At 50.7% G+C, this 12,795-nt stretch carries 14 protein-coding genes; 3 read left to right on the forward strand and 11 right to left on the reverse strand.

Annotated features, from left to right (window positions below; all coding sequences use genetic code 11):
• Positions 1 to 183 precede the first annotated feature (183 nt).
• Positions 184 to 462, forward strand: a complete 279-nt coding sequence (locus AC0VZ8_RS26250; protein ID WP_475484949.1) for a hypothetical protein — start codon at positions 184 to 186, stop codon at positions 460 to 462.
• Positions 463 to 477: 15 nt separating this feature from the next.
• Here AC0VZ8_RS26250 and AC0VZ8_RS26255 read toward each other — a convergent pair whose 3' ends face one another.
• Together AC0VZ8_RS26255 and AC0VZ8_RS26260 are read right to left on the reverse strand one after the other, a co-directional pair.
• Positions 478 to 684 carry a DUF5957 family protein gene (locus tag AC0VZ8_RS26255; protein ID WP_071218045.1) on the reverse strand — a complete coding sequence of 69 codons (207 nt, stop codon included), beginning with the start codon at positions 682 to 684 and terminating at the stop codon, positions 478 to 480.
• Between the two features lie 7 nt (positions 685 to 691).
• Entirely contained in the window at positions 692 to 1,084 is a 393-nt protein-coding gene (locus AC0VZ8_RS26260; RefSeq protein ID WP_194544210.1) for a DUF6220 domain-containing protein, read from the reverse strand.
• Between the two features lie 181 nt (positions 1,085 to 1,265).
• Between AC0VZ8_RS26260 and AC0VZ8_RS26265 the strand changes: the two genes are divergently transcribed.
• Both AC0VZ8_RS26265 and AC0VZ8_RS26270 read left to right on the forward strand, forming a co-directional pair.
• On the forward strand, positions 1,266 to 1,952 hold the full coding sequence (locus AC0VZ8_RS26265) for a response regulator (RefSeq protein ID WP_216530503.1): 687 nt from the start codon (positions 1,266 to 1,268) through the stop codon (positions 1,950 to 1,952).
• Complete coding sequence (locus AC0VZ8_RS26270; RefSeq protein ID WP_071218043.1) at positions 1,949 to 3,322, forward strand: sensor histidine kinase; 1,374 nt, start codon at positions 1,949 to 1,951, stop codon at positions 3,320 to 3,322. Before AC0VZ8_RS26265 ends, AC0VZ8_RS26270 begins: the two co-directional genes overlap by 4 nt.
• A 103-nt stretch (positions 3,323 to 3,425) precedes the next feature.
• Here AC0VZ8_RS26270 and AC0VZ8_RS26275 read toward each other — a convergent pair whose 3' ends face one another.
• The 9 genes from AC0VZ8_RS26275 to AC0VZ8_RS26315 all read right to left on the reverse strand — a co-directional run bounded on the left by AC0VZ8_RS26275 (position 3,426) and on the right by AC0VZ8_RS26315 (position 12,754).
• A complete protein-coding gene (locus tag AC0VZ8_RS26275; protein ID WP_071218042.1) occupies positions 3,426 to 3,995 on the reverse strand; it encodes a manganese catalase family protein in 570 nt (189 codons plus the stop codon).
• Between the two features lie 96 nt (positions 3,996 to 4,091).
• A complete protein-coding gene (locus AC0VZ8_RS26280; RefSeq protein WP_071218041.1) occupies positions 4,092 to 4,367 on the reverse strand; it encodes a spore coat protein CotJB in 276 nt (91 codons plus the stop codon).
• Between the two features lie 6 nt (positions 4,368 to 4,373).
• Positions 4,374 to 4,595 (reverse strand): spore coat associated protein CotJA, encoded by a 222-nt coding sequence (locus AC0VZ8_RS26285; protein WP_074961779.1) that lies wholly within the window; start codon positions 4,593 to 4,595, stop codon positions 4,374 to 4,376.
• Positions 4,596 to 4,745: 150 nt separating this feature from the next.
• Positions 4,746 to 5,777 carry a sporulation integral membrane protein YtvI gene (gene ytvI / locus AC0VZ8_RS26290; protein WP_071218040.1) on the reverse strand — a complete coding sequence of 344 codons (1,032 nt, stop codon included), beginning with the start codon at positions 5,775 to 5,777 and terminating at the stop codon, positions 4,746 to 4,748.
• 34 nt (positions 5,778 to 5,811) lie between these two features.
• Positions 5,812 to 7,137, reverse strand: a complete 1,326-nt coding sequence (locus AC0VZ8_RS26295; RefSeq protein ID WP_071218039.1) for a hemolysin family protein — start codon at positions 7,135 to 7,137, stop codon at positions 5,812 to 5,814.
• A 25-nt stretch (positions 7,138 to 7,162) separates the two neighbouring features.
• Complete coding sequence (gene yfkAB / locus AC0VZ8_RS26300; protein ID WP_071218038.1) at positions 7,163 to 8,302, reverse strand: radical SAM/CxCxxxxC motif protein YfkAB; 1,140 nt, start codon at positions 8,300 to 8,302, stop codon at positions 7,163 to 7,165.
• Between the two features lie 139 nt (positions 8,303 to 8,441).
• A complete protein-coding gene (locus AC0VZ8_RS26305) occupies positions 8,442 to 10,703 on the reverse strand; it encodes an MMPL family transporter (protein ID WP_475484950.1) in 2,262 nt (753 codons plus the stop codon).
• A gap of 29 nt (positions 10,704 to 10,732) precedes the next feature.
• The gene (locus AC0VZ8_RS26310; protein ID WP_475484951.1) at positions 10,733 to 11,818 is read right to left on the reverse strand and encodes an HD-GYP domain-containing protein; all 1,086 of its coding nucleotides are present in this window, start codon (positions 11,816 to 11,818) and stop codon (positions 10,733 to 10,735) included.
• A 108-nt stretch (positions 11,819 to 11,926) separates the two neighbouring features.
• The gene (locus tag AC0VZ8_RS26315) at positions 11,927 to 12,754 is read right to left on the reverse strand and encodes an undecaprenyl-diphosphate phosphatase (RefSeq protein WP_475484952.1); all 828 of its coding nucleotides are present in this window, start codon (positions 12,752 to 12,754) and stop codon (positions 11,927 to 11,929) included.
• Positions 12,755 to 12,795 lie beyond the last annotated feature (41 nt).

The following is a 12,795-nucleotide window of genomic DNA, read 5'->3' on the forward strand; positions in this document are numbered from 1 at the left end:
TCCTTCCCTTCGCTCCATATAATCTGATTCTAGTCTAATCTTTCCTCATCATATAGGAACCATATCACATCTGCAAACCCCAATTCCTCATTACTTTTGATCTTCTGTACATAAAATATGCATAACCGAGGGAGCTTTATCGTTGTTATACATATAACGCGTACTAACGAGAGGAGGATTTACATGCCTGGAACAAGGGAGTCTGAACCTGCACCGTCAATCAAGCAGCTGGAAGTCGAGCTGATCGCAGAGCTGAGCCGCTATGAGCCCCATGAACAAGCTGCGATTCTCAAGCGGATGGTGTACCGCCTAAAGAAGGGGCGATATGTCCGCAGCCCGATCATAATTGTTAAGGATATGATCCGGACGCCGCTTGTATGGCTGCTGCTGTCCATGGGAGTGATGACTCCCATTCTATTCTATATCCTGTTCGTTTGGGTATCGCTGGCGGTTGAAGGGTAAAGGCGGAACGAAGCGCTATGGTTTATATTCCGGGCGCCGCCAGATCATTAAAGTAGCGGCGTACCATGCCGAGGTAACAAACGGCAGGTACTTGAGACCCTTCAACCCGCTCTCGTCTCCTCCATATATGATGTGCGACATAACGGCAATCGCTGCATTCAGAACGACCCCGCCCGCAAAACCTCCAATTAAAGCCATAACCACCGCGGCAAGGCTTCTCATGTTCGTGCTACCCCTTCTGTTCCCGTCGATCGGACGGCAGGACACCACGCGCCGTATCCACCGCAAGCCAGAACAATCCGATGGCGATGACCGGATGCAAGGCCCCGGCGCCAGGCAGGTTGGCGGTGAGGTATTGGCTGAAGACCAATAACAACAGAACCAGCGATTTCCATTTGTACGGGGCGGGCAGTTTGCCTGCAATACCAAATATCAGCATGAGGACCGGCACGATTTCAAAAAAATGGACAAACAGGGTATGGCTTCTCCACATCGATCCATCGTCAAACAGCGCCATGCCGGCAAACAGCGTCTGAATGGCAATACAAACAACAAATATCCATGCCAGCCCTAACGATATCCATACGACCAGCGGTGTTTTTCCTACAGCTTGTTGCGTCATGTCGACACCCCTCTCTTGATTCAAATATCTTTACGAAATCATCCTATCACCGAAATGTTGCGATCTTGTGATGATGGCTTGCGGATTCCGTGAAATTTTCCAATTGCGGCTGGAAACCGTATATAATGGGGGGGATTTACGGCTGAACCTATCGAATCAAATGGAAAGGCAGGATCCTTGCATGGCACATACCTTGCTTCTTGTGGACGATGAACGAAAAGTCATTGAGTTTATGGAGCCGTTCCTCCGGCAGGAAGGATTTCACATCATTACCGCTGCGACAGGCACGGAGGCTTTGGCCAAAGTGAGGGACTTTAAACCGTCGCTGGTCGTATTGGATTGGATGCTGCCGGAACTAAGCGGCATTGAAGTATGCCGGGAGCTCAGAAAATCAAGCCGTGTCGGCATCATTATGGTTACCGCCCGGGTTGAGGAAACCGATAAGCTGATCGGGCTGGAGGTAGGGGCAGACGATTACATGACCAAACCTTTCTCCCTCCGGGAGCTGGCCGCGCGTATCCGGTCGGTCCTTCGCAGAATAGAAGGCGAAACGGTTACCGAAGAAATGCTGAAGCGCGGCGAGTTGATGATCTCGGAAAACCAATGCCGGGTATGGAAACGCGGCCGGGAAATCCAGCTTACACCTACCGAGTTCAAACTCCTCCTGACCCTTGCTTCCAGGCCTGGCGTGGTTTACAGCCGCCTGCAGCTGCTTCAGGCGGCCATGGAGGATGATATTCACAATGATGAACGGACCGCAGACGCCCATATCAGCCGAATCCGCAAAAAAATCGAAGATGACCCGGCCGAGCCCGTTTTTGTCAAAACGGTGTATGGATTCGGTTACCGGTTTGAGCAGCAGCCATGAGCGTGGGCCGCAAAATATTCATCGTCCTCTCATCGTTCATTATCGGTTTCAGCACCGTCTTCGTTCTTCTTACTTATGTCGTCATCCGCGATTCCATGGATGCCATGCTGCAAACCTCGCGCGAAGAAGAGCTGGATCAGCTACAGGAGCGGCTGCTCGGTTACTACGTGAAGAATGGGCATACTTTCCGTGCCGTTCAGGATCAGGCGTGGTTAGCGGACAGTCCCCGTTCAGCCGACCGCCTGGAAAGCATCCTTCTGACATCCGGGGAACAAAAGACCCTCTTGCATGAGGGGGAGGCTGTGGAGAAGCAGATCAAACGCCTCGGGGTAAAGCGGACATTGCATGTTGAAGGCGAACCGGTCGCGGAGCTGTATTATTATGATACGGATGTGGCAAACCTGACCAAGCTTCGGGTCGGCACGCCCACATCGATCATCATTTTGCTGGGAGGAGGCACCATCCTCTTCGTCCTGCTTTCCCTCGGGGCGGCCTACTGGATATCGCGGAGGCTCACTGCCCCCCTGCGCAAACTCGTCCCGGCTATCGAACGACTCGGTCAGGGCGAGTATGGTGTTCAGGCTCCCGTTACCTCCGAGGATGAATACGGGAGGGTCGCGGTTGCTTTCAACGGCATGTCTTCCAGGCTCGAGCAGTCCGAGATGGTCCGCCGCAATCTGGTGGCTGATGTCGCCCATGAGCTTCGAACACCGCTGACGATCGTAAGAGGCAAGCTGGATCTGCTTCAGCAGAGCAGGCAGCCGATCCAGCCGGAACTATTGCTTCCCATCCAGGATGAGTTGATTCGCTTAACCCGTCTCGTGGGCGACCTTCATCAACTATCTCTGGCCGAAGCGAAGCAGCTCCCGCTGGTTCGGAAACCCACGGATATGCTGGATCTTCTGGGTCAGATACAGGAACGCATCGAGCCAGATGCCGATGCCAAGAACTTGACCCTGCGTTTGACGAGCGCTACAGAGCACACTTCCGTTCCTGTGGATCCAAGCCGAATCACACAGGTGTTTTTGAATCTCTTCATCAACGCGGTTCGGTATACACCTCAAAACGGGCTTGTCCACACCACGATCCAAGAGGAGCCCGCTTCCGGCATGCTTCGGATTGATATTCGGGATACAGGTCCAGGGATTGAGGAGGAGCATCTTCCCTATCTCTTTGACCGCTTCTACCGTACGGACGGAGCACGTGCGCGGCATCAAGGCGGTATGGGACTGGGTCTGGCGATTGCCAAGGAATTTATCGTATCGCATGGCGGCACGATTCAGGCACAGAGCCAGCAGGGGCAAGGAGCTACATTTACGGTCCGGCTCCCCTATCATAATCATGACTCGGAGCAGCCGCACGGGATATAGCGGCCCCCCTAAATCCTATCTAAAATAAACAGACAGGCCCGGACAGATATCGACCGGGCCTGTCATTGTTTATACATTCGGATGTCGAAACGATACCCTCTCCCTAGAATATTTTTTTCGTTGCCCGATCTTCCTTGATGATCTCTACGGCTTCCCTGAAGCGGATGGAGTGGATAATTTCACGTTCCCGCAAAAATTTGAGACTGTCCTGCAGGTCCACATCATCCGTCATGTCGATGAGCCATTGATATGTAGCGCGTGCCTTCTCTTCCGCCGCAATGTCCTCATACAAATCCGCAATCGGATCGCCCTTGGCTTGAATATAGGTTGCCGTCCAAGGGACCCCGGCCGCATTCTCATAATACAGCGCATTGTCATGGTTGGCGTAGTGCGCTCCCAACCCGGCAGCCTCCAGCTCCGCTACGCTGGCATCCTTCGTCAATTTGTACACCATCGCGGCAATCATTTCGAGGTGTGCAAATTCCTCGGTTCCGATATCGTTGAGCAATCCGATCACTTTGTCCGGAATCGTATACCGCTGGTTCAAATAACGCAGTGCAGCAGCCAGTTCGCCGTCGGCGCCTCCATACTGCTCCATCAGAAATCTTGCCATTCTCGGATCACATTTACTGACGCGCACCGGATACTGAAGTTTTTTTTCATATACCCACATGGGCTCTTCCGCCTCCTTGTTCTCGCTTTTCCTCTTCATGAGGGCTGCATGCATAAGGTGAAAAAAAGCCGCAGCCCCCTTGCCATACCGTCATTGTTAAACCTGCCAAGGCCAAGGACCCTCGGCCCATTCAAACGGATACTTGGAATAAGCACGGCCAAAATTTTGCAGCGGCCCATACAGCTCTTGAAATTGCTTCGCTAGCACCGTTCTCTCCTGCGTCAGTTTATTGAACTGCTCGATGCTCTTGAGATCATTCGGATGAGTGTCCAAGAACAGATTCAGCTCCACCAGGACAAAATCCAATGCCTGAAGCTGCTCCAGCATTTCGTAATACTTCAGATCTCCAACCTGGGGTCTGGCTTCATTCACGGCATATCACTCTCCTTTAAATTTTCGCGAAGTATACGGGCTATACAAGGATGGCCATAACGTTCCGTGCCTTAGCGCCTCAGCAGGGCTAAACTGGGGCAGACCCGGCGGTTGAAACACGACATACTGGTTAACAGGTACCACATACGATCTGTAAAGCTTAGGCGGGCATGGATCAAATGGCGAATGAAACACCGGGTATACACGCACCTCTGGATTTTCCTTCAAAGGGATTTCCTCCTTATCGTTACGATCCGTCGTTATCAAGGACTCTTCGTATTTAACATATGTCTTCCGCCCAGAAAATGAACTCCAAAATGACAAAAAAACCCTCTTCCCTGGAATATTTCCGGGAAAAGGGTCTTCATGGAGTTGTCCTCAAAATTTGATTTTGATTTGGAACAAGCCCGCTTTACGCATAGCGGAATAGATAATAACGACAAGGGGACCGATAAAAAATCCGATCACGCCAACCAGTTTAAATCCGATATACATGCTGACCAGGGCAGGCAATGCGCCGATGCCGACAGCATCCCCTATGACCTTCGGTTCCAGCACGCGGCGGATCACGGTAATCAGAATGAACATGAAGATCAAGCCGACTCCTGTAAAAATATCGCCTACCGCGAGCAGGTAGATGGACCATGGTATCAAAACGGAACCTACGCCCAGAATCGGCAGAATGTCGACAATGGTGACAAGCAAAGCGATGGCAAGCGGATAGTTAACGCCTAATACCAGTAGGCCGAGCAGCGTAATCACGTACGTAAACAGGCTGAGGATCAGCTGTGCCCGCAAAAAGCCGAAAATTGATTTTTTCAGGCTGATCAGCACCTCGTTCACCTGCGACTGTGATGTCTCATCAAACAGCGACAACACTTTCTCACGCATCGTATCGAGGCTGAAAGCGAACAAGTATACCGCTACGCAGAATACAATGAACGTGACGAACAGGTTCGGCAGCGTTTTGGCAAAGGACAAAAATGTTGATGATACTGAATTGACAAGCGACCGTATATAGGAAGAAATATTCGACATGAATTCGGTAAGACTGTCGGCAAGACCCGGCGAAATGCCGTTCAGCATGTCTTGCGCTTGTATTATCGTATGCTGAAGGAATTCGTTGGCCCCTTCAAAATATTGCGGAGCCCGGCTCCAATATTCGACCAGCTGGTTAAACACCTGCAGACCGATCAAATAAGCCAGGAGCAGCATCAACAGGAGGAATAGCGTGCTTGTCACCGTTGCGGCCGCAATGCGGTTCATGCGAAGTCTTTTCATTAAGAGCCGATTTAACGGCTCCAATGCAATAGCAATCACGATGGCCAGCAAGAACGGAGCTCCAACCGTAAACATTCCGTACAGCAACAGGAGACTGAGACCGATAAAGATCAGCTGCTTAATCGACATAATCCACTTCCTAACAAATAGAGTCTTGCTAGTTCTAAATGAAGCTGCTCTCGAGCTTCTGATGAATCATGACGCGAGTTACACGCAACCGTGTAGACTCCTCTACCTCAAAGACCACCCCGTCAAAGGTGGTTTTCTTCCCGACCACCGGGTTCCCTTCAAGCTCTTTGAACAACCAACCGCCGATGGAATCCACGTTATGCTCTTCAATCATTAAACCGGTCAAATCATTCACTTCTTCAATGAGCATCCGCCCGTCCACTGAAAAGTACTCATCATACACTTCAATTTCAGGCCGCTCATCTTCAAATTCATCGTACAGGTCCCCAACAATCTCCTCCAAAATCTTCTCGGCTGTGAGAATGCCTGCCGTCCCCCCATATTCGTCCACCACGAGCGCAAGCTGCTCATGTCTTGCCTGCATCTTCCGCAGCACCTCGCTGATTTCCGTTGATTCCGATACGTCCATAATCGGTCTCATCAAGGAAGCCAGATCACGCTGCTTCTCAGGCTCCGCCAGCAAGAGATCGGTAATGTGGACAAATCCGATGATGCGATCTTTGTTGTCCGTTGCGACCGGGTAACGGGAGTGCTTCGTCTCATTGACGATCCGAAGATTCTCTTCCAAGGTATAATTGGTGAAAAGAACGTCCATGTCCGTCCTTGGCAGCATAATTTCTCTGGCTCTCAAGTCAGAAAAATCGAACAGGTTGTCCATTAATTTCATCTCGTTCTCGTCAATGACACCGCTCTTTGCGCTCTCGTTCATCAGAATCCGAATCTCTTCCTCGGAGTGGGCCGCTTCGGCCTCGCTTGCCGGCTCGATGCCAACCATCTTCAGAATCCGATTAGCGGAAGCATTCAGGACCCAGATCACCGGCAGAAAAATACGGTAAAACCAAAGCAGCGGCGCCGACAGAATCAAAGCCGTGCCCTCCGTCCGCTGAATAGCCAACGATTTCGGTGCAAGCTCCCCTAACACAATATGCAGGAAAGTGATAATACAGAAGCCCACCGCCACCGATATTGTGCCGATCAATCGCTCATCCGTAAATCCAATGCTATGCATAATAGGGGCCACCAGCAAATCTGAAATGGCAGGCTCCCCAATCCAGCCAAGACCCAGGGAAGTTAATGTAATCCCAAGCTGGGTTGCGGACAAATAGGCATCCAGCTTCTGGTTTACTTTCAGGGCAATGCCTGCCAGCCGGTTCCCTTCGCTAACGAGCTGGGTCAACCGGGATTGACGCATTTTTACCAGTGAAAATTCTGCCGCTACAAACACGCCGTTCAACAAAACGAGCAGGAAAACCAAGAGCAAATTCAAAATCAGTTTCCCGACCTCAAATTCCTCCGCCATGATGACACGCCTTCTTTCTAGGGTTCTAGTTTGTCTTTGCTTGCCTTGACTTGAAATCCACACCCCGGTAGTACATGTCGGCCACCAACAGGTTCGGCCCACAGCAGCTCACTGCATCGCAGTGACAGTTAACCGTCTGGTTCAACGGGTGTCCTGTTGTCCATTCGTTAAAAATATCGTCAAGCTTCTGTTCCTTAATATTACCAAAAGCCGGGATATCAGCAAAATCCGTTACATACACGTCGCCCGAGAATAAATTCACATTCACCCGGTTACGGCCATCCGGATCATTCCGGACCGTTACGTTCGGTTCTTGCCGCAGGCGGCGAATGATCTCCTGGTCATCATCATCGGAGCTGCAGGCATAGAAGGGCAGTGTTCCGAACAGCATCCACATGTCCCGATCCCGGACATCCAGCAAATGGTGGATGGCTGCTTTCGTGTCGTCCAAGGACAATACGGGCAGAGCGGAAGCAAAGTTTGAGGCATACATCGGGTGAACCTCGTGCCGCTTGCAGCCCATATCCTTGATCAGCTTGTGGATGCCGCTGAGTTTCGTATGCGTCCGGTAGTTAATCATCGATTCAGCGGATATGTACATCCCTGCTGCACTCAGTTTCTCCGAATTGACCAGCATTGTATCGTACATTTTGTATGCCGTTTCCTTGGAGACGGGACGTGCACTATTCGCAAACCCGACTTCATAGAAGTCGTCCCCGTTCAAATAATTGAATGAGATATGCATAACGTCCAGATAAGGGAGCATTTTCTCATACCGACTTATATCGAGCGTCAGATTGGAGTTAATCTGGGTCCGGATGCCCCTTTCCTTGGCATACTTCAGCAAGGGAACAATCACGTTATCCACCGTCTTACCAAGAAATGCCGGTTCACCGCCCGTCAGACTGATCGTCTGCAGATGCTCTACCTCGTCCAATCGCTTCAGCATCGTATCAAGGGGCAGCATCGGCGCTTCCTTCATGACAAGCATATCACCGACAGCGCAATGTTCACAGCGCATATTACAAAGATGCGTCACTGTCATTTCCACACTGGTCAGCACATGACGACCATGCTCGCGCAGTGAAGTTATCGGATCCCACGGATCATAACTCGGCGAAATGGGCCTTACGGCTGATGGAAATGGCTGTGCTGTATTACTCATGGTTCACTCACCTTATTTCTTTGAATTACCGATTCATTCAGTACAACTTACGCTATATGTACTCTACGGTTTTGATAATGTCCATTATATGATTATAACATACCCGAACAGAAGGCCTCTGTTTGATTCGGCTGGGAAATCATCCACTGTCCCCATGTTGGTCTGGGCCTTCCTTGGAAGTAAGCTTATGGGCCGGAAACATCCATCTTGGACTCCACCAATTCGCTCTGCCCATCATCTTCATAAACGCAGGCACAAGCAGCACCCGAATCACGGTGGCATCCAGCAGAATGGCTGCAGTCAGGCCTAAACCGATCGCTTTCATCACTTCATTATCCGTAAATACAAAGGCACCTACGACGACAGCCAGAATCAGGGCTGCGCTTGTAATCAGCCCGCCCGTACTCTCCAAGCCTTCGGCTGTGCTGAATTCGTTATCTCCCGTCCGTTCGTAATTCTCCATGATTCGCGAGAGCATCATGACTTCATAATCCATCGATATGCCGAACACCACGCAGAATATCAGGATCGGCAAAAGCGCAAAGATGGATCCCGTGGAGGATACACCCAGCCACTGCGCGCCAATCCCCTCTTGAAACACCCATACCACGATACCGAGTCCGGCTCCGAGGCTGAGCATATTCATTATGCTTGCTTTTAAAGGGAGCACGACCGATCGAAACGCCAATAGGAGAATGACATAGGTAACTACAAATACAAAGACCAGAACGTAGGAGATATTCTGATGGATGGCTTCCATGATGTCCAGTTTATATGCGGGGCTTCCGGTGACATAGGTCGTCAGCTCATTCGTATCCATCGTCCGTAACGCTCGGACGAGCTGCATAGTCAATGCATGGGATTCGCCATACTCCGGGATCACGGCGACGGCTGCGAAATTTCCCCTAACAAAACGATGCTGCTCCAGCTGCTGGCGGATATCTTCGCGGGACAAATATTTCGAGGCTTCCTCCACCGAACCTCTGCCGATGCTCAGATAACTCTCTACCTGCTTCACACCCGGCATCATCCTGATTTCATCCGTATATGCCTTCATTAGCTCGATGCTGCGCGAATCCTCATAAGAGGCCGGAAGCTCGACTGCTACAACGATCGAATTCAATTCACGCTTATCATAAGCCTGTGTGAGCAGGTCGTATCCATATCGGGATTCATAGGCGGGGGGAAGCACTTCGGCTGCGGGGATGGCGATATTCATGTCCCGAACCGGATAAATCGCCACCAATAGTAAACCGATCGCTGCGATAGAGATGGTCACAGGATGCGCCATGACAAATTTGGAGAGCCTTCTCCACAAACCGGAGGTCTGCCGTGCCCGAAGCGTCCGGTAAGCGGCAGGGAATAGAGGAAGCGTTTCTATACGCGGACCCAATATTCCCAATAATGCGGGAAGAAGCGTATTACCGGCCAACACTGATAACAGCACCACGGTAATGCCGCCTATGCTGAAGGAACGGAAGATCGGCAGATCTATGAAACTCATCGCCACAAAACCGATCAACACGGCTGCCCCGGAGAACATCACCGCTTTGCCGGCGGTTGCGCAAGTGACAGCCAGGGCAGTGCCCACATCTCCGCTCCGTGTCCGCATCTCTTCTTTGAATCGGCTTACGACCAGCAACGCATAATCGATGCCCACGGCCAGGCCCAGCATCGTTACGACATTCGGTAGGAAATTGCTGATCGAGCCGTCGGCCAAAGCAACGAAATACAGGATTCCCATCGTGACCACCACGCTGGCAACACCGGCTAACAATGGCAGGATCGCGGCAGTCAACGTTCCGAATACGACCGCCAGAATGAGCAGAGCTGCGGGAATGCCTATCATCTCAGCATGGATGATATCGCTTTTGACGGCTTGGTTCATATCGGCGAAGATGGCGGTATTCCCTGTTATGTAAGTATCCGCTCCCGTGATGCCCGGAACCGAGTCTCGAATCTCTTCAAACTGCTTCAAGGCTTCCGTGGAATCCAGATCCAGCAGCACCGTCACGGATACGATATGATCCTGGCCTGCCTTATGAGCTGCCATATTCATATAAATATCCCTGACATAGGGACGGGCTCGCAAAGGCTCAAGCTCCGTCAATATTCGCCGCTGTGCCGTGCCTGCCGTCAAATTCTCATCGTGCTGGCTCACTACGACAATATCCAGCGAAGCTGCCGACAATCCTAGTCCCTCTTCCAGCTTCTCAATCCCGATCTGGGCCGGACTATCCTTCGGCGTAAACCCGTTGTGCTGCAGAATGGACGGCAGCTTGAATGCAAACGGAAGCAGCCCGCAAAACAAAAGAAGCCAGGTTACAACAATGGCTTTACGGTAGCGGTATATCTGTCGCCCCCATGTATGCAGCAATGTTGTATGGCTGTTACGTCTCACGAGTCTACCTCCTTAAGTGTAAGTTTGATCTATGGTGCTCGCCCGATACCAGCGATCATAATGGCCAGTGTTTCAGACAAATCCAATTCATAAGGTGCAGATAGCGGGGTGCCTTCGGCATCGGTTAATACGCGGACAACAGGTCGATGCGGCACATGTGCGTGAATTTTGGATACCACTCCACTCTCACCCGTATGCAATTTCACGGTGATCCCTGGAGGATATATCGCTACCCGATCCCGAAACATGGCCAGGAATGACTGTTCATATAGTGTTCCCGAGCCTGCATACATCACCTCTACCGCTTCATGCGGCAATAAGGCAGGCTTGTACACCCGCTGCGTTGTCATCGCATCGTAAGAATCCGTAATCGCGATCCATTTGGCGTATTCATGAATCTCAGATCCCTTCAAGGCTCTGGGATAACCGCTGCCATCCAGGCGTTCATGATGCGACAGGGCGCAATGCGCCGATAACAACGGAATGTTCGGTTCGTCTTTCAATATTTTGAAGCCGATCTCGGTATGCTTCTGGACCTCGCGAAATTCTTCTTCGCTCAGCCGTCCTGGATGATTCAGCAGCTTCTGGGATATCCTCGTCTTGCCGATATCGTGAAGCAATGCCCCCAAGCCCAGCACCTTCAGATCCTCCCGATTATAGCCGTAAGACACCCCAAGAACCGTTGAATATAGACAGACGTTAAGCGAATGACGATACAGGTTGTAATCGTTCGTATTCATATCCGTCAGGAGAACCATGCCCTCGTCATGATCCGATATTTCATCCATAATAGACTCCATCATGCCGGAGAACGTTTTGCCTAAATGAAGGAAGCTTCCCTTCAGAGCAGCCTGGCTCTCCAGGGTCTTGAAGCTCGTCCGTATCGACTGGATCGCCTGCAGCCGGGTCTCCTCGGTCAGCAACTCCGGAACCACGATATCCTCTGTCATCGGCTCCTCGATATAGACATACCCGATTTCCAACGTGCCCAGACGGCGAATCAGTCCTGTCGTCAGCTCCACGCCTTCGGCAAGCAGAATTAAACCGTCACTATTATATATTCTCTTACCAAGAACCATTCCCGGCCTCAACGCGTTGATAGGTATAAGACGCAAAATCCGTCACTTCCTCTGCTATTCTCAAACTTGTGTGGGATATAGCGTCCAGTCTTCAGTGGATCACGATACGAAGAAGCCGGATCTCCTCCTTGTGTCTACTCCTGCTTAATGCATGATAAACAGCCAAAAAACGGCAGCGAGAACAAAACGGTAGATCGCAAAATGAGTAAGCCTTATCTTCTGTATGAGCTTCATGAAGGCCAAGACGACAAAATAAGCAACAACAAACGAAACGATAAATCCGGCAAGAAATACGCCGATCGTATCTAAAGTAAAATATCGGTAAGAATCCAGCAATTCATATCCGGATGCAGCACACATAATGGGAATTGCAATAATGAACGAGAAATCGGCCGATGCCTTATAGCTCACCCCGCTAAGCATTCCTCCGGAGATGGTGGAGCCCGAGCGGGAAAAGCCCGGCCATAATACGGATATGATCTGGTAGACGCCAATCTGAAGGGCCTGCTTGTATGTCAAATCATCCAAATCATGCGATGTCACTTGAACTTTATGCTTATTGTACCATTCTGCAAAAATCATAAAAATACCGCCGGCAACAAGTGCAAACAGCACTGTCTGCGCATGGAACAGGCTCTTGATAAAATCCCTCGCGAAAAATGCAACCAGCAGGGCCGGAGCAATTCCCAAAAATATATGAATCAGATTCAATTTTTTTTTTCGAGGCTCTTTCTTGGTCAGCGGTTCACTTCGGCTCCAGCCGAGCAGGTTCAAAATTCGATTCCAGTAAACGATCGCGATCGCCATAATGGCGCCAAGCTGAATGACAACCTCAAACGTCTTCATGATCGGAGTTTGATCGTCGTAACCGAGCACCTTGGCCGTCAAGATCATATGACCTGTGGAAGACACCGGAATGAATTCGGTTAGTCCTTCCACGATCCCCAGTATAATGGATGTGATAAAATCCATGGTCCTTCCCCTCCCTTACCTTTGTCCTCCTCATATGTATG

Source organism: Paenibacillus sp. QJM3NY_38 (assembly GCF_056173265.1).

Coding starts and splice junctions, on each gene's coding strand:
- AC0VZ8_RS26250 (WP_475484949.1), top strand. CDS start 184: ATGCCTGGAACAAGGGAGTCTGAACCTGCACCGTCAATCAAGCAGCTG.
- AC0VZ8_RS26255 (WP_071218045.1), bottom strand. CDS start 684: ATGAGAAGCCTTGCCGCGGTGGTTATGGCTTTAATTGGAGGTTTTGCG.
- ytvI (WP_071218040.1), bottom strand. CDS start 5,777: ATGTCGATTAAGCAGCTGATCTTTATCGGTCTCAGTCTCCTGTTGCTG.
- yfkAB (WP_071218038.1), bottom strand. CDS start 8,302: ATGAGTAATACAGCACAGCCATTTCCATCAGCCGTAAGGCCCATTTCG.
- AC0VZ8_RS26260 (WP_194544210.1), bottom strand. CDS start 1,084: ATGACGCAACAAGCTGTAGGAAAAACACCGCTGGTCGTATGGATATCG.
- AC0VZ8_RS26265 (WP_216530503.1), top strand. CDS start 1,266: ATGGCACATACCTTGCTTCTTGTGGACGATGAACGAAAAGTCATTGAG.
- AC0VZ8_RS26315 (WP_475484952.1), bottom strand. CDS start 12,754: ATGGATTTTATCACATCCATTATACTGGGGATCGTGGAAGGACTAACC.
- AC0VZ8_RS26270 (WP_071218043.1), top strand. CDS start 1,949: ATGAGCGTGGGCCGCAAAATATTCATCGTCCTCTCATCGTTCATTATC.
- AC0VZ8_RS26275 (WP_071218042.1), bottom strand. CDS start 3,995: ATGTGGGTATATGAAAAAAAACTTCAGTATCCGGTGCGCGTCAGTAAA.
- AC0VZ8_RS26295 (WP_071218039.1), bottom strand. CDS start 7,137: ATGGCGGAGGAATTTGAGGTCGGGAAACTGATTTTGAATTTGCTCTTG.